Origin of the sequence: Streptomyces sp. NPDC006655, assembly GCF_040703965.1 — a bacterium.
Classification (GTDB): domain Bacteria; phylum Actinomycetota; class Actinomycetes; order Streptomycetales; family Streptomycetaceae; genus Streptomyces.
In genome coordinates this window covers 179213-197527 of record NZ_JBEYJU010000003.1, presented here as the reverse complement: position 1 = coordinate 197527, position 18315 = coordinate 179213, and the positions used below count along the sequence as shown (strand labels likewise).

The 18315-nt window shown below is 72.2% G+C and carries 17 protein-coding genes; 13 read left to right on the top strand and 4 right to left on the bottom strand.

The genetic code is table 11. The features are described from left to right. Positions 1-6 precede the first annotated feature (6 nt). On the top strand, positions 7-1203 hold the full coding sequence (locus tag AB0958_RS03010; RefSeq protein WP_366888525.1) for a hypothetical protein: 1197 nt from the start codon (positions 7-9) through the stop codon (positions 1201-1203). Here the strand turns inward: AB0958_RS03010 and AB0958_RS03005 are convergent. Beyond that, positions 1188-2429, bottom strand: a complete 1242-nt coding sequence (locus AB0958_RS03005; protein ID WP_366888524.1) for a glycosyltransferase family 87 protein — start codon at positions 2427-2429, stop codon at positions 1188-1190. The two genes, AB0958_RS03010 and AB0958_RS03005, sit on opposite strands and share 16 nt — an antisense overlap. 114 nt (positions 2430-2543) lie before the next feature. Here AB0958_RS03005 and AB0958_RS03000 point away from each other — a divergent pair, with 114 nt between their 5' ends. Continuing rightward, a complete protein-coding gene (locus AB0958_RS03000; protein ID WP_366888522.1) occupies positions 2544-3686 on the top strand; it encodes a glycosyltransferase family 4 protein in 1143 nt (380 codons plus the stop codon). 165 nt (positions 3687-3851) lie between these two features. Continuing rightward, positions 3852-5486: a GMC oxidoreductase gene (locus tag AB0958_RS02995; protein WP_366888521.1), complete on the top strand. Its 1635-nt coding sequence runs from the start codon at positions 3852-3854 to the stop codon at positions 5484-5486. Between the two features lie 25 nt (positions 5487-5511). Here AB0958_RS02995 and AB0958_RS02990 read toward each other — a convergent pair whose 3' ends face one another. Beyond that, positions 5512-7308, bottom strand: coding sequence for an AMP-dependent synthetase/ligase (locus tag AB0958_RS02990; protein WP_366888520.1), 1797 nt, complete (start codon positions 7306-7308; stop codon positions 5512-5514). Between the two features lie 317 nt (positions 7309-7625). Here AB0958_RS02990 and AB0958_RS02985 point away from each other — a divergent pair, with 317 nt between their 5' ends. The 6 genes from AB0958_RS02985 (at position 7626) to AB0958_RS02960 (ending at position 12694) form a co-directional block, all read left to right on the top strand. Further along, the gene (locus tag AB0958_RS02985; RefSeq protein WP_366888519.1) at positions 7626-8423 is read left to right on the top strand and encodes a metallophosphoesterase; all 798 of its coding nucleotides are present in this window, start codon (positions 7626-7628) and stop codon (positions 8421-8423) included. A gap of 122 nt (positions 8424-8545) precedes the next feature. Then, positions 8546-8986 carry an SRPBCC family protein gene (locus AB0958_RS02980; protein WP_366888518.1) on the top strand — a complete coding sequence of 147 codons (441 nt, stop codon included), beginning with the start codon at positions 8546-8548 and terminating at the stop codon, positions 8984-8986. A 71-nt stretch (positions 8987-9057) separates the two neighbouring features. Further along, positions 9058-10212: an ArsA-related P-loop ATPase gene (locus AB0958_RS02975; RefSeq protein WP_366888517.1), complete on the top strand. Its 1155-nt coding sequence runs from the start codon at positions 9058-9060 to the stop codon at positions 10210-10212. Positions 10213-10275: 63 nt separating this feature from the next. Further along, on the top strand, positions 10276-10740 hold the full coding sequence (locus tag AB0958_RS02970; protein ID WP_366888516.1) for a DUF5304 domain-containing protein: 465 nt from the start codon (positions 10276-10278) through the stop codon (positions 10738-10740). Positions 10741-10863: 123 nt separating this feature from the next. Continuing rightward, positions 10864-11817, top strand: coding sequence for an ROK family glucokinase (locus tag AB0958_RS02965; protein ID WP_132886312.1), 954 nt, complete (start codon positions 10864-10866; stop codon positions 11815-11817). A 130-nt stretch (positions 11818-11947) separates the two neighbouring features. Next, the gene (locus AB0958_RS02960) at positions 11948-12694 is read left to right on the top strand and encodes an endonuclease/exonuclease/phosphatase family protein (protein ID WP_366888515.1); all 747 of its coding nucleotides are present in this window, start codon (positions 11948-11950) and stop codon (positions 12692-12694) included. 162 nt (positions 12695-12856) lie between these two features. Here AB0958_RS02960 and AB0958_RS02955 read toward each other — a convergent pair whose 3' ends face one another. Further along, entirely contained in the window at positions 12857-13426 is a 570-nt protein-coding gene (locus AB0958_RS02955) for a hypothetical protein (RefSeq protein ID WP_366888514.1), read from the bottom strand. After that, a complete protein-coding gene (locus AB0958_RS02950) occupies positions 13419-14198 on the bottom strand; it encodes an alpha/beta fold hydrolase (RefSeq protein ID WP_366888513.1) in 780 nt (259 codons plus the stop codon). The genes AB0958_RS02955 and AB0958_RS02950 overlap by 8 nt, the downstream gene beginning before the upstream one ends. Before the next feature lie 211 nt (positions 14199-14409). Here AB0958_RS02950 and AB0958_RS02945 point away from each other — a divergent pair, with 211 nt between their 5' ends. From AB0958_RS02945 to AB0958_RS02930, 4 genes are all read left to right on the top strand, one after another. Next, complete coding sequence (locus tag AB0958_RS02945) at positions 14410-15132, top strand: lysophospholipid acyltransferase family protein (protein ID WP_366888512.1); 723 nt, start codon at positions 14410-14412, stop codon at positions 15130-15132. Positions 15133-15184: 52 nt separating this feature from the next. Then, entirely contained in the window at positions 15185-16399 is a 1215-nt protein-coding gene (locus tag AB0958_RS02940; RefSeq protein WP_366888511.1) for a DUF5931 domain-containing protein, read from the top strand. After that, entirely contained in the window at positions 16396-17058 is a 663-nt protein-coding gene (locus AB0958_RS02935; RefSeq protein ID WP_366888510.1) for a response regulator transcription factor, read from the top strand. Before AB0958_RS02940 ends, AB0958_RS02935 begins: the two co-directional genes overlap by 4 nt. 148 nt (positions 17059-17206) lie before the next feature. Next, positions 17207-18235: a 6-phosphofructokinase gene (locus AB0958_RS02930; RefSeq protein ID WP_366888509.1), complete on the top strand. Its 1029-nt coding sequence runs from the start codon at positions 17207-17209 to the stop codon at positions 18233-18235. Positions 18236-18315 lie beyond the last annotated feature (80 nt).

The following is an 18315-nucleotide window of genomic DNA, read 5'->3' as shown; positions in this document are numbered from 1 at the left end:
CGGAAAGTGGCTGGTCGTTGGCGGGCGTGGCGCTCAGGGGCGGTGGGGCTGTGTCTGCTGCTCCTGCCGCTGACCGGATGCGGTGGCGGACAGCCGTCGGCCGGGACGGCGACGGCGCAGGTGCAGCGGGTCCTGGACCGGCGCGCGGCCGCCGTCCTCGGCCACGACCGGCGCGCGTACGGCGAGACGGGCATCGTCGGTTCGTACGCGAACCTGCGGGCCGTGCCGCTCGCGCAGTGGAGCTACCGGGTGACCGCCGTGCACCGGGACGGCGCCGAGGCCACCGCCGACGCCCAGCTCAGCTTCCGGATCCGGGGCTACGACGCGGCGCCGGTGACCACCGCACGTACGCTCACCCTGGACCGCACCGCCGACGGCCGGTGGTACGTCACCCGTGACCGGGCCGCCGAGGAGACCGGCCAGCAACTGTGGGACCAGGGCACGGTACGCACAGTCCGGGGCACCCACAGCCTGGTCCTCGGCGTCGGCCAGTCCGAGACCGCGCTGCGCGGCTACGCCCGCCTCGCCGACACCGCCGTCCCGGAGGTCACCAAGGCCTGGGGCGGGGACTGGACCCGGCGGGTGGTCCTGCTCGTGCCCGGGTCGCTGAACGCCATGGCGCGCCTGCTCGGCGCGCCCGCCGCCAACTACCGGGGCATCGCCGCCGTCACCACCGGCGAGGTGGGGGGCTCCGGGCGGACCCCGGCGGACCGGGTCATCCTCAATCCGGAGGCGTACGCCGTCCTCGCCCCGGTCGGCCGGCAGGTGGTCCTCACCCACGAGACCACCCATGTCGCCACCCGCGCCCACACCACGTCCGCCACCCCGCTGTGGCTCTCCGAGGGCTACGCCGACTGGATCGGCTACCTCGACACCGGCCGCACCCCCACCGAGGCCGCCCCGGAACTCACCCGCGCCGTCCGGTCCGGGCAGGTACCGGCGGGCCTCCCGGCGGACAAGGACTTCGGCTTCACCGACGACCCCACCAAACTGGCCCAGGCCTACGAGGGCGGCTGGCTGGCCTGCCGGATGATCGCCGCCCACTGGGGCGAGGAGCGGCTGGGCGCCTTCTACCGCGCTGTCGGCGCCCACCCGGCCCGCGCGGGCGCGGTGGAGGACGCCCTGCGCAAGGAGCTCGGCACCACCCTGCCGGCCTTCACCGCACGCTGGCGCGCCTACCTGACGGCTCAGCTCGGCGACTGAGTGAGCTGCTCCGGCGCGGCGCCCCGCCGGACGGGCACCGGCGGGGACGGCACCTCGGTCACCGTGGACCGCCACAGCACGCGCGCCGCCGTGCCGGTCGCCGCGACCAGCAGGCCGTCGCGCAGGAGCAGCAGGGTGACGCCGTACCAGTCGCTCACCACGACGTGCGAGAAGCCGATCGGGAACTCCAGGACCGTCACGAAGGCCGCCAGCAGGACCAGCACCGCCGGCCCGGTCATCCGGCCGGCCCGGAAGCACAGGCAGACGGCGGCCAGGCCCACCAGCCACACCAGGTACTGCGGGCTGATCACCCGGCTGGTGACCGTGAACATCAGCACGGCGGTGAACGCGGCGTCCGCGAGCGTGTGGGAGCGGAAACGGGCCGCCGACAGCCGCCACAGCAGCAGCCAGCCGAAGGCGAGCACGGTGAGCAGCAGGGCCGCCGAACTCACCGCCCGCACGTGCGGGCCGAGGAATTCGATCGAGCCGTAGTGGAGCTGCACCTCGCCGTGCCAGCCGAAGTGCCGGGCGACGTGGAAGACCAGCCCGCCCAGCGACTCCACCTCGGTGCCCCGGTCCCGCTGGAAGGTCAGGAACGCGAAGGCGCCCGGCACGGTCACCGCGAACAGCGCTCCGACCGCGCCCGCCGTGAGCGCCGCCCACGCCCAGGCCCGCCGCCGTACCGCACCCACCAGGAGCAGCGCCGGCCACACCTTGACCATCGCGCCGAACCCGGCCAGCGCCCCCATGATCCGGGGACGCCGGGCCCCGGCGAGCAGCGCGGCCACCGCGACGGCGGTGACCATCAGGTCGTAGCGGCAGTACACGGTCGGGCCGAGGAGCGGGACGCCGAGCACCCAGACCCAGGCGCCGCGCAGCGTACGGCCGGGGCGCGGCCCCGTGCGGAGCAGCAGGGACAGCACCACCAGGTCGGCGAGGAGGGCCAGCACGAAGAAGGCGGTCGGGTAGGCCAGGAAGGGCAGGAGGCCGGGGGAGAGGATCGCCAGGGCGGCGGCCGGCGGGTACTGCCAGGTGACGTCGCCCAGCGGGAACGTCCCGTGCCGCAGGACCTCGTACCAGCCCTGGTAGATCACGGACACGTCGGTGGTGACGTCCGCGCCGGGGAGGACGAACACCTTGAGGACGAACAGCAGCAGCACCAGCCGGGTGACCCCCCAGACGCCGAGCAGCGACGCCAGGGCACGCTTCACGCCCTTCGTGTCCACCTGAGCCCCTGTCCTTCGGCGTGCCGTGTCCGGTCGGGCCACATGATCTCGCGCCGGCCTGTGCGGGAGCCATGAGGCACGGCCGGACACGCGGTGCGGGTAGGGTCTGCGGCGATGCACAAGACCCTCATCGTGACGAACGACTTCCCGCCCCGGCCGGGCGGGATCCAGGCCTTCCTGCACAACATGGCCCTGCGGCTGGACCCCGAGCGGCTCGTCGTCTACGCGTCCACGTGGAAGCGGAGCCGGGAGGGCGCCCTGGCCACCGCCGCGTTCGACGCGGAGCAGCCCTTCACCGTCGTACGCGATCGTACGACGATGCTGCTGCCGACGCCCGGGGCGACCCGGACGGCGGTCGGGCTGCTCCGGGAGCACGGGTGCACGTCCGTGTGGTTCGGGGCGGCGGCTCCGCTCGGTCTGATGGCGCCGGCGCTGCGCCGGGCGGGGGCCGAGCGGCTGGTGGCCACCACACACGGGCACGAGGCCGGCTGGGCCCAGCTGCCCGCCGCCCGGCAGCTGCTCGGGCGGATCGGCGAGACGACCGACACGATCACCTACCTGGGCGAGTACACGCGGTCCCGGATCGCGACCGCGCTCAGTGCGCGGGCGGCGGGCCGGATGGTGCAGCTGCCGCCGGGTGTGGACGAGAAGACCTTCCATCCCGGGTCCGGGGGCGCCGAGGTGCGGGCGCGGCTGGGGCTGACCGACCGGCCGGTGGTGGTGTGCGTCTCGCGGCTGGTGCCGCGCAAGGGGCAGGACACGCTGATCCGCGCGATGCCGCGGATCCTGGCCGCCGAGCCGGACGCGGTGCTGCTGATCGTCGGGGGCGGCCCGTACGAGGGCGACCTGCGGCGGCTGGCCCGGGAGACCGGCGTCGAGGCGTCGGTGCGGTTCACGGGGGCCGTGCCGTGGGCCGAGCTGCCGGCGCACTTCGGGGCGGGCGACGTGTTCGCGATGCCGTGCCGGACCCGGCGCGGCGGGCTGGACGTGGAGGGGCTCGGGATCGTGTACCTGGAGGCCTCGGCTACCGGGCTTCCGGTGGTGGCCGGGGACTCCGGGGGCGCGCCGGACGCGGTGCTCGACGGGGAGACCGGGTGGGTGGTGCGGGGCGGGGTCGTGGAGGAGGCCGCCGAGCGCATCGTGGTGCTGCTGGGAGACGCGGAGCTGCGGCGGCGGATGGGGGAGCGGGGGCGGCAGTGGGTCGAGGAGAAGTGGCGGTGGGATCTCCTTGCGGAGCGCCTGAAGGAGCTGCTCTAGAAGGGCGGGTCGCGGTTCGGCTGCGGGCCCGTCGTGGCTGGTCGCGCCGTTCCTCCCCCCAGCCTTCGGCCGGGGAGACCCCCAGCGCCCCCCCTTTCGGGGCGCGTTGTCACTAACTTCGCCGTAGGGCTAGGCGGAAGCGGAAAATCCGCACATGCTGCGCGCATGGCAGCAAAACTGATGCAGCGTCAGCTGACGAGACGTCACATTCTGGGCATGATCGCCCTCCAGACCGCCGCCGCGGCCGGTCTCACCCGGGTCCAGCTCCAGTCGGCGCAGGCCGCCGAGGAGGCCGCCGCCGTCGACAACGCGCCCGCCATCGTGGTCGGTTCGGGCTACGGCGGGGCCGTGGCCGCGCTCCGGCTCGGGCAGGCCGGGGTACGCACCCTCATGATCGAGATGGGCCAGCTGTGGAACACGGCGGGCTCCGACGGAAAGATCTTCTGCTCGACCGCCGCCCCGGACAAGCGGTCCATGTGGTTCAGGACCCGCACCGAGGCACCGCTCGCCACCTTCCTCTGGCTGGACGTCGTCAACAAGGACATCACCGCCTATCCCGGCGTCCTGGACCGGGTGCACTACGACGACATGTCCGTGTACGTGGGACGGGGCGTCGGCGGCGGGTCCCTGGTCAACGGCGGGATGGCGGTCACGCCCCGGCGGTCGTACTTCACCGAGCAGTTCCCGACCGTGGACGCGAGCGCGATGTACAACACGTACTACCCGCGCGCCCGCGCCATGCTCGGCGTGAACTCCGTCGACCCCACCTGGTTCGAGTCGACCGAGTGGTACCGGTTCGCCCGGACCTCGCGGAAGGCCGCCGCCAACACCGGGCTCACCACCACCTTCGTACCGAACGTCTACGACTTCGGGTACATGGCGCAGGAGGCCGCCGGCACCGTCCCGAAGTCCGCGCTCGCCCAGGAGGTCATCTACGGCAACAACCACGGCAAGAAGAGCCTCGACAAGACCTACCTCGCCGCTGCCCTGGGCACCGGCAACCTGACCATCCACACCATGGAGAAGGTCAGGGCGGTCACCCGGGCCGGCGACGGGTCGTACGTGCTGAGCGTCGACCGGATCGACACGACCGGGGCCGTGGTCGAGAGCAAGCAGTACAGCTGCACCTACCTGTTCCTCGGCGGCGGCAGCCTCGGCACCACCGAACTGCTCGTGCGGGCCAGGGACACCGGGACGCTGCCCGCGCTCGACTCCAGCGTGGGCAGCGGCTGGAGCACCAACGGCAACACCATGCTCGGACGTGCCAACCACGTCTGGGACACCACCGGCGCCAACCAGTCGACCATGCCGGTGATGGGCATCGACGACTGGGCCAACACCGACAACCCGGTCTTCGCGGAGATCGCGCCGCTGCCCATCGGGTTCGAGACCTGGGTGAGCCTGTACCTGGCGATCACCAAGAACCCGCAACGGGCCACGTTCACCTACGACTCCGCGAGCGACGCGGTGAAGCTGGGCTGGACCGCCGCCCAGAGCGCGGTCTCGGTCGCCATGGCCAAGAAACTGTTCGACCGGATCAACGCGGCCAACGCGACGATCTACCGGTACGACCTGTTCGGGTCGTCGAGCAAGGTGTTCGCGGACGACTTCTGCTACCACCCGCTGGGCGGCTGCGTCCTCGGACAGGCGACCGACGACTACGGCCGTGTGAAGGGCTACGCGAAGCTGTACGTCACGGACGGCTCACTGGTCCCCGGGAACATCGGCGTGAACCCGTTCGTGACCATCACCGCGCTCGCCGAGCGGACGATGGAACGGGTTCTCGCCCAGGACTTCTGAGCCCCGCCGAGCCGCACGGGCCGTCCTACTTCTGGTAGATGGCCTCGATCTCGTTCGCGTAGTCCTTCGCCACCACGTTGCGCTTGAGCTTCAGGGACGGCGTCAGGTGGCCCGACTCCTCCGAGAACTGGGAGGACAGAATGCGGAACTTCCGCACCGATTCCGCCTTCGACACCGCGGCGTTGCCGTCGTCGACCGCGGCCTGGACCGCAGCGTTCAGATCCGGGTCGTCACGCAGCGACGCCGCGGTGGCACCCGCCGGCTTGCCGTGCTCGGCCGCCCAGCGGCCCAGGAACTCCTCGTCGATGGTGATCAGCGCGCCCACGAACGGCCGCCCGTCGCCCACCACCATGCACTCCGCGACCAGCGCGTGCGCGCGGATCCGGTCCTCGATCACGGCCGGGGCGACGTTCTTGCCGCCCGCGGTGACGATGATCTCCTTCTTGCGGCCGGTGATCCTGAGGTAGCCGTCCTCGTCCAGGGTGCCGATGTCCCCGGTGTGGAACCAGCCGTCGGCCAGCGCCTCGGCGGTCGCGGCCTCGTTGTTCCAGTAGCCCTTGAACAGGTGCTCGCCGTGCAGCAGCACCTCGCCGTCGTCCGCGATCCTGACCACCGAACCGGGCAGCGGCTGACCGACCGTGCCGATCTTCTGCCGGTCCCAGGGGTTGAACGCGGTCGCCGCGCAGGACTCGGTCAGGCCGTAGCCCTCCAGGACCGTGAAGCCGATGCCGCGGAAGAAGTGCCCGAGGCGCTCGCCGAGCGGGGCGCCGCCGGAGATGGCGTACTCGCCCCTGCCGCCGAGCACCGCCCGCAGCTTGCTGTAGACGAGCTTGTCGAAGGTCCGGTGCTTGATCTTCAGGCCGAGGGACGGGCCGGACGGCGTGTCCAGCGCCTTGCTGTACGCGATCGCGGTGTCCGCCGCCTTGTCGAAGATCTTGCCCTTGCCGTCGGCCTGCGCCTTGGCGCGCGCCGAGTTGTACACCTTCTCGAAGACCCGCGGGACGCCGAGGACCAGCGTCGGCCGGAAGGAGGCCAGCTCGTCGGTGAGGTTCTTGATGTCCGGGACGCAGCCCAGCTTGATCGGCGCCATCATCGGGGCGATCTGCACGAGCCGGCCGAAGACGTGCGCGAGCGGGAGGAAGAGCAGCACGGAACACTCGCCGGTGCGGAACAGCGGGCGCAGCCGCTCCACGATGTTCCCGCACTCCGCGAAGAAGCTGCGGTGGGTGAGGACACAGCCCTTGGGACGCCCGGTGGTACCGCTCGTGTAGACGATGGTCGCCGGGTCGTCCGCCTTCGCCTGCGAGCTGCGCTCCTCGACGGTCGCGTCGGTGACGCCCTGGCCGAGCCTGCCCAGCTCCTCCAGAGCGCCGGCCTCGATCCCCCAGACGTGCTTGAGCGCGGGCAGCGTCTCGCGCACCGACTCCACGGCGGCGGTGTGGCTGTCGAGTTCCACGATGCAGGCGGTGGCCCCGGAGTCGCTGAGGATCCACTGCACCTGCTCCGGCGAGCTGGTCTCGTAGACCGGCACGGTGACCGCGCCGGCACACCAGATCGCGAAGTCGAGGAGCGTCCACTCGTAGCGGGTGCGGGACATCAGGCCGACCCGGTCGCCGGGCTGGATCCCGGCGGCGACGAGGCCCTTCGCGGCCGCGTGCACCTCGGCGAGGAAGGCGGTGGCGGTGACGTCCTGCCAGACACCGCCGACCTTGCGGGCCATCACGGCGACGTCCGGATGCTGCGCGGCGTTTCTGCGGACGATGTCGGTCAGATTTCCGTCCGCGGGGACCTCGTACAAAGCCGGAAGGCTGAACTCGCGCAAGACTGCTGCTCCTCATAGGGCGCCGGCGCCACGACGTTGTGCGATGCGACGGTGCGGTCCACGGCTCGGGCAGGTACTCAGGGCTTCGCCGCGGGCCGGAAGATCCGCTGGTTGAAATCCTGAGCACGACTGGACTGCCCGGACGTTACCCGCCGGTATGGCTTCTTCGACAGGGGGTCCCGGCGAGATGTTCGCTGCGTCACACAGGTGGGTGTTCCTCCGCGTACGGTAGTCCACGGCCTTAGTGACTGACCAGTAACCGCAGGTCCGCCCATCGCCTGTTCACAAGTGCATTGCCCGACCTACCCTTGATCACCATGGCAGCCACACCCCCCGGCATCCGAAGGACCCGCGTCCACGTGGTCAGCGACGTCCACGGCAACGCCCGTGACCTGGCCAGAGCCGGCGACGGAGCCGACGCCCTGATCTGTCTCGGCGACCTCGTCCTCTTCCTCGACTACGCCGACCACTCCCGCGGCATCTTCCCCGACCTGTTCGGCGTCGAGAACGCCGACCGCCTCGTCGAGCTGCGTACCGCCCGCCGCTTCGAGGAGGCCCGGGAACTGGGCGCGCGGCTGTGGGGCGGGATCGACATGGACCGGGCGAGCGCGATCGAGAAGGCGGTGCGCAAGCAGTACGCCGAGATGTTCGCGGCGTTCCCGGCACCGACGTACGCGACCTACGGCAACGTCGACATGCCGCAGCTGTGGCCCGAGTACGCGGGGCCGGGCACGACGGTCCTGGACGGGCAGCGGGTGGAGATCGGCGGGTGGGTGTTCGGCTTCGTGGGCGGCGGCCTGCGCACCCCGATGCGCACCCCCTACGAGATCTCCGACGAGGAGTACGCGGCGAAGATCGAGGCGGTCGGCGAGGTCGACGTGCTCTGCACGCACATCCCGCCGGAGGTGCCCGAGCTGGTCTACGACACCGTGGCGCGCCGTTTCGAACGGGGCAGCCGCGCGCTGCTGGACGCCATCCGGCGCACCCGGCCGCGCTACTCCCTCTTCGGACATGTCCACCAGCCGCTGGTGAAACGCATGCGGATCGGGGCCACCGAGTGCGTGAACGTCGGGCACTTCGCCAGTGCGGGGCGGCCCTGGGCGCTGGAATGGTGACAGCCCGGACACGGGGGTGAAGTCGGCTGGTCGGGCGCGCGGTAGCCTTCACGCTGCACAGGCGTGCGCACGCGCGTTCAGCGACCTCTTCATACCGGCCCGCATCCGGAGGAGCCACGGCGATGGCGGAACACACCAGCTCGAGCATCACGATCGAGGCGGCCCCGGCCGACGTCATGGCGGTGATCGCCGACTTCGCCCGGTATCCGGACTGGACCGGTGAGGTGAAGGAGGCGGAGGTACTGAAGACCGACGCCCGGGGGCGGGCCGAGCAGGTCCGCCTCGTCATGGACGCGGGTGCGATCAAGGACGACCAGACGCTGGGGTACACGTGGACCGGTGACAACGAGGTCTCCTGGACGCTGGTGAAGTCGCAGATGCTGCGGTCGCTGGACGGGTCGTACCTGCTGAAGCCGGTGGGGGCGGGAGCGACCGAGGTCACGTACTCGCTGACGGTGGACGTCAAGATCCCGATGCTGGGGATGATCAAGCGCAAGGCCGAGAAGGTCATCATCGACCGTGCGCTGGCGGGGCTGAAGAAGAGGGTGGAGGCGGGGGAGTAGCCGTTCGGCCGCGGGCGGGCGCGCGCAGCGGCACCATGCCCACGCCGGTGAGTCCGTTACGGTTCACCCTCATGCGCACCATCCTGATCACCGGCCCCGGCGGCAGCGGTCGTACGACGGTCGCCGCGGCCACCGCCCTGCGCGCCGCCGCCGAGGGCACCCCCACCCTCGTACTCGGCGCCGACCGCACCGACACCCTCGGCGCGGCCCTGGGCACGGCGACAGGACCGGAACCCACCCGGGTCACCGCCACCCTCACCGCCTGGCGCCCCGACGCGGCCGCCCGCTTCCGCGAGGACCTCACCGCCTTCCAGACGCGCGCCGCGAACGTCCTCGACCTGCTCGGCGCCTCCCGCCTGGACGCCGAGGAACTCACCCCCCTCCCCGGCGCCGAGGAACTGTCCCTCCTGCGGGCCCTGCGGGACGCGGCCCTCTCCGACCGCTACGACCTGCTCGTCGTCGACCTGCCGGCCGCCCCGCGCGCCCTCGACCTGCTCGCCCTCCCCGAGGAACTCCGCCGCTACCTGCGCCGCCTGCTGCCACCGGAGCGGCAGGCCGCCCGTGCCCTGCGGCCCGTCCTCGGCCGGCTCGCCGGCGTCCCCATGCCCGCCGACTGGCTCTACGAGACCGCCGCCCGCTGGGACGTGGAACTCGCCGCCGTCGAGGCCGTCCTCGGCGACCGCCGCACCGCCGTACGACTGGTCGCCGAGCCCGGCCCGGCGGGCGCCGACGCCGTCCGCGCCGCCCGCCTCGGACTGGCCCTGCGCGGCCTGCCCACGGAGGCCCTGGTCGCCAACCGCGTGCTGCCCGAGGACACCCCGCTGCACGGGCTGGTCGCCCAGCAGCACAAGGCCCTGGCGGAGTGGGCGGAGGTCCACCCGGTGACCCCCGTCGCCCACCTCGGCCGCGACCCGCGCGGCACCGACGACCTCGCCGCGCTCGCCGTGCCCGGCGTCAACACGGAGGCCGCCCCGGTCGAGTGGCCCGTCGCCGACCTGATCGAGGCGGACGGCGTCCTGGTCTGGCACATCCCGCTGCCCGGCGCGATACGGGACGACCTCGACCTCGTCCGGCGTGGCGACGAGGTCGTCATCACCGTCGGCGGCTTCCGCAGGATCGTCGAGCTGCCCTCCGCGCTGCGCCGCTGCACGGTCGCCGGGGCCGCCCTGCGCGACGGCGAGCTGCGGCTGCGCTTCGCGCCCGACCCGGAGCTGTGGCCGCGCTGACGGTGAAACCGGTACGCCCGTTCGGGTACCGTCGTAGGGACGAACCGTAGTCAGGAGTCCGTCATGAGCGAAGAGCAGCCCACAGCCGGCGCCTCCGAGGCCGCGGACGAGGCACGGGCGACGGACGCCGACGCCTGGGCCACCGCGTGCGCCGAGGACCTGGAGGCGGAGAAGGCCCGCCGACGCACCCAGTACGGCCCCCCGCCGGGGTCGGCCGCCGAGGAGCTGCGCAAGCTCGTCGACGCCGTCGCCGACAAGCTCTCCGGCCTCCAGACCCCGCTCCTCGGGGCGGTCGCCGGGCCCGCCGCCCAGCAGGTGGTCCGGCAGGTCGTGCAGCAGGCGAAGAACGCCGTCGAGCCCGTCATAGAGCGCAACCCGGACGTCTTCGACCACCTGGCCGCGGCCGGCGGCGAACTCCTCGCGGCCTACCGCTCCGCGGTCCAGGCCCAGGAGACCCGCTGGACCTCCGCCGACCGCAGGGACACGGGCGAGGGCACCGCCCCGGGCGAGCGCATCGACCTCGACTGAAAGCCCTCCGAGGCCCTGTCGCCGGGTTCCCGTCCGCCGGGCTCCGGGCGGACGACGGGAGCCCGGCGACAGGGCCTCGGGTACGGTTGGCCGTAGCGGGGCTCGACCGAAACTGAGGGATTCATGGGACTCACCATCGGCGTCGACATCGGCGGCACGAAGATCGCGGCCGGCGTGGTCGATGAGGAAGGCAACATCCTCTCGACCCACAAGGTGCCGACCCCGGGTACGCCCGAGGGCATCGTGGACGCCATTGCTTCCGCCGTAGAGGGCGCCCGCGCCGGGCACGAGATCGTCGGCGTGGGCATCGGTGCCGCCGGTTACGTGAACCGGCAGCGCTCCACGGTCTACTTCGCGCCCAACATCGACTGGCGCCAGGAGCCGTTGAAGGAGAAGGTCGAGGCCCGCGTCGGCCTCCCCGTGGTCGTGGAGAACGACGCCAACGCCGCCGCCTGGGGCGAGTACAAGTTCGGTGCCGGCAAGGGCCACCGCAACGTCATCTGCATCACCCTCGGCACCGGCCTCGGCGGCGGCATCATCATCGGCAACAAACTGCGCCGCGGCCACTTCGGGGTCGCCGCCGAGTTCGGGCACATCCGGATGGTCCCGGACGGGCTGCTGTGCGGCTGCGGCTCGCAGGGCTGCTGGGAGCAGTACGCCTCCGGCCGGGCCCTCGTCCGCTACGCCAAGCAGCGCGCCAACGCGACCCCCGAGGCCGCCGAGATCCTGCTCGGCCTCGGCGACGGCAGCCCCGACGGCATCGAGGGCAAGCACATCTCCATGGCCGCCCGCCAGGGCGACCCGGTCGCCGTCGACTCCTACCGCGAGCTCGCCCGTTGGGCCGGCGCCGGTCTGGCCGACCTCGCCTCCCTCTTCGACCCCTCGGCCTTCATCGTCGGCGGCGGCCTCTCGGACGAGGGCGAACTGGTCCTCGACCCGATCCGCAAGTCCTACAAGCGCTGGCTGGTCGGCGGCAACTGGCGCCCGGTGGCCGAGGTCATCGCGGCCCAGCTGGGCAACGAGGCGGGCCTGGTAGGAGCGGCGGACCTGGCGAGAGAGCCGGACCCGATCATGTAACGCCCCGGATGTCCGGGATGCGGCAACCGCAACCCCTCAGGGCGCGGGGAACTGCGCGACCGGCCACAGTGCACCGGCCGGCCGCGCACCCGCCTCGCGCCCCGAGCGGTTGGGCGTACAGTTGATCCACATGGCGCCGCTCCCCAACTCCCACACGGAACCCGACGGTTCGGCCGTCATCCGGGTCCTCAGCTACAACATCCGCTCCCTGCGCGACGACACCGACGCCCTCGCCCGCGTCATCAGGGCCTGCGCCCCCGACCTGGTCCTCGTCCAGGAAGCCCCCCGCTTCTTCCGCTGGCGCAAGAAGCTCGCCCGCCTGGCCTCCGCCTGCGACCTGGTGATCCTCACCGGCGGCGCGACCGCGGCCGGCCCGGCGATCCTCTGCGACCTGCGCGCCACCGTCGAGCGCACCGAGGACGTGCTGCTCCCGCTCACCCCCGGCCTGCACCGCCGCGGCCTCGCCACCGCCGTCGTCCGGTTCGGTGGCGTCCGCCTCGGCGTCACCAGCTTCCACCTCAGCCTCCAGCAGGACGAGCGCTACGAGCAGGGCGGCATGCTTCTGGACCGGGTCGCCGGTCTGGGCGTGGAGCACGCCGTCGCGGGCGGCGACCTCAACGACCGGCCCGACGGCCGTACCTTCCACCGCCTGGCCGACGCCTACCAGGACTGCCATGTCACCGCCCCCTGGGGCGGCGAGTTCACCTCCTGGTCCACCGACCCGCACCAGCGCATCGACGCGATCTTCGCGACGAAGGGCATCGAGGTGCTCGGCTGCGGCGTCCCCGTCGACCAGCCGGGCGTCACCGAAGCAGACCTGAGGGCGGCCACGGACCACCTGCCCGTGCTGGCCGCCCTCCGGGTGCCCGCGTCCTGAGCCAGGGCCGCCGGACGGAGTCCGGCGCAGCCGTCCGAAGCCTGTGAGGCCCCCGGGGCCGAGCAGTGCGAGGGTGGCGTCAGGAGGTACTGCCTGAGGGCGGCCACGGACCACCTGCCCGGTGCTGGCCGCCCTCAGAATTCCCCCGTCGTAGGGCGACGCTCAGACCACCGCGCCCCGCCCGGGGTCGCCGTCCTCGTCGTCGTCCGTCTTCATCCGGGTCACCAGCGTGACGAACCCGCCGAGGAACCCGCCGATCCCCAGCGTCGCCAGCCACCAGGTCATGTCCCAGCCCAGCAGCACCGCGATCAGCAGCAGCACGGGCCCGCCCACCACACCCAGCCAGGCGAACCTGGCCGTCGTGTCGGCGGTCGGCAGCGGCGGCGGTTCCGGCGGTACGAAGTGGCCCTCGTCGTCCTCGTCGAAGTCGTCCTCGGACGCCTCGGGCGCCGTGTAGTCACGCGGGCCCACCCCCGGCGCGAAGGAGACGGAGCTGCCCAGCGGTCTCGCCGGGGGCGTCTCCTGAGCGGCCTGGGGACCGGCCGCGGCCTCGTCCTCCTCCATCGGCGGCAGCGCCAGGTCCTGCACCGGCTTGAACGGCGTCGTACCCGGCGGATCCGGTGGTTCCTCGCCGTAGCCCGCGACGATCGCCGCCCAGGCGGCGGCCTCGTCGAAGGGCACTCCCTTCTCGTCCGGCTCGCGGTCCTCGCGGTCGGAGTCGTGCTCAGCCAACTGCGGCCGTCCCTTCCTTGCCGACACTGGGTGCGAGCCGTCCGATGAAGGTGAGGCTCTCCTCGAAGATCCGGTCCGCGTCGTGGTCCAACGTCGCCACGTGGTAACTCTGTTCCAGCACGACCTCCGTTACGTCCGTGGACGACACCCGGCTCAGGATCCGGGCGGAATCGACCGCCGGAACCACGTGGTCCCGGGTGCTGCGCAGGAGCAGCAGGGGCTGGGTCACCCGCGGCAACTCGCCGTCCACCGTACGGAAGAAGGTGCGCAGCGAGTGCGCGCAGTGCAGCGGCACCCGGTCGTACCCCACCTCCGCGGCGCCCGGCTTGGCGATGTCACTGGCGATGCCCCGCGTCGTGCGCACCAGGTGCCGGGCCACCGGAAGGGCGTACGCGGACAGGCCGTGCACCTTGTTCGCCGGGTTGACGATCACCACGCCGTCCACACCCGTCCCGTTCCTGGCGGCCAGCCGCAGCGCCAGCGTGCCGCCCATCGACAGGCCCGCCACGAACACCCGGGAGCAGCGCTCGCGCAGCAGCCGCAGCTCCCGGTCCACCTCCGCGTACCAGTCCTGCCAGCCGGTGACCTGCATGTCCTCCCAGCGCGTGCCGTGGCCCGGCAGCAGGGGCAGGGACACCGTCAGGCCGTGCGCGGCGTGGTGCTCGGCCCAGGGGCGCAGCGACTGGGGGGAGCCGGTGAAGCCGTGACAGAGGAGGACACCGACCTCTCCGCCGGCATGGCGGTACGGCTCGGCTCCGGGGAGAACCGGCACCTTCGCTCTCCAATTCGTGAGAGGGGGAACCACGGGGAACCAGTGAAACTGCGTGAGGTGGGAACTGCGGGAGGTGGAAACGACGACTTCCGATGTGCTTCACCGTACGCGACGGCACTGACACCGACCAGGGTCGTCGGGGCCATTCCCGGTGCTGCGGGTTAAGGTCTGATCCACGGAAACAGGAGGCACTCGGTTGTTGTACGGCGCGATGAAGGTCGCTATCGGGGGACCGCTCAAGGTCACCTTCAGGCCCTGGGTGGAGGGCCTGGAGAACGTCCCGGCCGAGGGCCCGGCGATCCTGGCGAGTAACCACCTGTCCTTCTCGGACTCGTTCTTCCTGCCCGCGGTGCTCGACCGCAAGGTCACCTTCATCGCCAAGGCCGAGTACTTCACCACGCCCGGCGTGAAGGGCCGCCTCACGGCCGCCTTCTTCAAGGGCGTCGGCCAGCTCCCGGTGGACCGCTCCGGGGCGCGCGGCGCGGGCGAGGCGGCGGTCAGGAGCGGCATAGAGGTGCTGGAGCGCGGGGAGCTGTTCGGCATCTACCCGGAGGGCACCCGCTCGCCCGACGGCCGGCTCTACCGCGGCAAGCCCGGCGGCCTCGCGCGCGTGGCGCTCGCGACCGGCGCCCCGGTCGTCCCGGTCGCCATGATCGACACCGAGAAGATCCAGCCGCCCGGGCAGGTGATGCCCAAGCTGATGCGTCCGGGCATCCGCATCGGCAAGGCCCTGGACTTCAGCCGCTACCAGGGCATGGAGCACGACCGGTTCGTGCTGCGCGCGGTGACCGACGAGGTCATGTACGAGATCATGAAGCTCTCCGGCCAGGAGTACGTCGACATCTACGCGACCGCCGCCAAGCGGCAGCTCGCGGAGGCCGCGAAGGCAGAGAAGGACGCGGCGAAGGCGGACAAGAAGACCACCGGGTCGTAGCACCGGGGTGGTGGCGCGGGGGGCGCGCCAGGGACTGGGGGGACCGGGGGAGATGACCAAGCGGGAACGAGTCGTGAGGATGTCGGTGGAGCAGCCGCTGTGGCGTGCGCTCACCGGCTACCGCGTGCTGACCCTGCTCTACGCGATCGGCCTGTTCGCCTCCGCCTACGAGGACTACGACCGGCCGGGCGTCGCCATCGCCTACTACGCGGTCCTGACCGTCTGGACGCTGGCCACCCTGCCCCGCGTACAGGGTGCGGTGGCCTGCACCAGGCGTTTCCTCGCGGTGGACCTCGCCGTCGCGCTCACCGGCATCGTGCTGACACCCTGGGTGGTCACCCAGGGCCACATCGACCGCGGCGGGCCCACGCTGCCGTCGATATGGACGGCCGGCTCGGTCCTCGCCTACGCCCTCAAGGGCGGCTGGCGCTGGGCCGCGTTCGCCTCCACCCCGGTGGCCGCCGCCAACCTCGTCGAGCGCGGCCAGCCGGCCCGCGACACCGTCCACAACGTGATCCTGGTCTGGGTCGCCTCCATCGCCATCGGCTACGTCGTCGAGGTGGCCCGCGCCTCCGAGCGCACCCTCGCCCGCGCCCTGGAGATCGAGGCGGCCACCCGGGAACGGGAGCGGCTCGCCCGGGACATCCACGACAGCGTGCTCCAGGTGCTGGCCATGGTGCAGCGGCGCGGCGCGGTCCTCGGCGGCGAGGCGGCCGAACTGGGGCGGATGGCGGGCGAGCAGGAGGTGGCCCTGCGCACCCTGGTCTCCGGCGGCCTGCTGCCCGCCTCCCGGGTCTCGGAGGACGAGGCCGAGGGCGCGGTCGTACGCCTGGTCGAGGAGCCGGACGAGTCGGGCCCCGTCGACCTGCGCACGCTGCTCGCGCGGTACGCCGGCTCCCGGGTCAACCTGGCCGAGCCCGGTGCACCGGTGGAGCTGCCGGCGCGCGCGGCACAGGAGCTGGCCGCCGCCGTCGGTGCGGCCCTGGACAATGTGCGCCGGCACGCGGGAGAGCGGGCGCGGGCCTGGATCCTGGTCGAGGACGAGCCCGACGCGATCGTGGTGACCGTACGGGACGACGGCCCCGGCATCCCCGAGGGCCGGCTCGCCCAGGCCGAGGGGGAGGGGCGGCTCGGGGTGGCCCAGTCGATCCGCGGGCGGCTGCGCGACCTCGGCGGCAGCGCCGAGCTGTTCTCGACTCCCGGGCAGGGCACGGAAGTGGAACTGAAGGTACCGAAGGTCTCCCCGGGGAAGGCGGAGCGACGATGAGCATCAAGGTGATGGTGGTCGACGACCACCCCATGTGGCGCGACGCGGTCGCCCGGGACCTGGCCGAGTCAGGTTTCGAGGTGGTCGCCACCGCCGGGGACGGCGACCAGGCGGTGCGCCGTGCCAAGGCCGCCGCGCCGGACGTCCTCGTCCTCGACCTCAACCTGCCGGCCAAGCCCGGCGTCCAGGTCTGCAAGGAACTCGTGGGCCACGACCCGGCGTTGCGGGTGCTCGTGCTGTCGGCGAGCGGGGAGCACGCCGACGTCCTGGAGGCGGTGAAGTCCGGCGCGACCGGCTACCTGCTGAAGTCGGCTTCGACGGAGGAGCTGTTGGACGCGGTGCGCCGTACCGCCGTGGGGGACCCGGTGTTCACGCCCGGCCTGGCCGGTCTGGTCCTCGGCGAGTACCGCCGGCTGGCCTCCGAACCGGCCCCGGCCGCGGACGCCGACGGGCCGGACGCGCCCCGGCTGACCGACCGGGAGACCGAGGTACTGCGGCTGGTGGCCAAGGGGTTGAGCTACAAGCAGATCGCGGAGCGTCTGGTCATCTCGCACCGCACGGTCCAGAACCACGTGCAGAACACCCTCGGCAAACTCCAGTTGCACAACAGGGTGGAACTGGTCCGGTATGCCATAGAGCGCGGCCTCGACGACGAATGATCCACAGGTGATGTGATCTTCGCGCTTGACGGCAAGTAAACCAACCGCCCACGGATTCACCGGAATTGCCCTTCCCGCCCATCCCTGTGTGACCTGGATCACCACTAGCGTGAGCCCCACCAGGCAACCGCGGCGAAGGGACATTTCCATGCGGGTCGGAGTACTGACCGGAGGCGGCGACTGCCCCGGGCTCAACGCCGTCATCCGGGGCGTCGTCCGCAAGGGCGTGCAGGAGTACGGCTACGACTTCGTCGGCTTCCGGGACGGCTGGCGCGGACCCCTAGAAGGCGACACCGTCCGTCTCGACATCCCCGCCGTGCGCGGCATCCTGCCCCGCGGCGGCACCATCCTCGGCTCCTCGCGCACCAATCCGCTCAAGCAGGAGAACGGCATCCGCCGGATCAAGGAGAACCTCGCCAAGCTGGAGGTCGACGCGCTCATCGCGATCGGCGGCGAGGACACCCTGGGCGTCGCCGCGCGCCTCACCGACGAGTACGGCGTGCCCGTCGTCGGTGTCCCGAAGACCATCGACAACGACCTGTCCGCCACCGACTACACCTTCGGCTTCGACACCGCCGTCGGCATCGCGACGGAGGCCATCGACCGGTTGCACACCACCGCCGAGTCCCACATGCGGGTCCTGGTCTGCGAGGTGATGGGCCGGCACGCCGGCTGGATCGCCCTGCACTCCGGCCTCGCCGGCGGCGCCAACGTCATCCTCATCCCGGAGCAGCGCTTCGACCTGGACCAGGTGTGCGCCTGGATCACCTCCCGCTTCAAGGCCTCCTACGCCCCGATCGTGGTCGTCGCCGAGGGCGCCGTGCCCAAGGACGGCGACGTCGTCCTCAAGGACGAGTCCCTGGACTCCTTCGGGCACGTCCGGCTCTCCGGGGTCGGCGAGTGGCTGGCCAAGGAGATCGAGAAGCGCACCGGCAAGGAGGCCAGGACCACCGTCCTCGGGCACATCCAGCGCGGCGGCACGCCCAGCGCCTTCGACCGCTGGCTGGCCACCCGCTTCGGCCTGCACGCCATCGACGCCGTCCGCGACGGCGACTTCGGCAAGATGGTCGCGCTGCGCGGCACCGACATCGTCCGGGTGCCGATCGCGGAGGCCACGGCCAAGCTGAAGACCGTCGACCCGAAGCTGTACGAGGAGGCCGGGGTGTTCTTCGGCTGAACCGGTGCCGGGTTGTGGGCAGGATTGCGCCCACAACCCGGCGTATCCCCGCAGGCGCAGGGAGCAGACGCTGCGGGGGC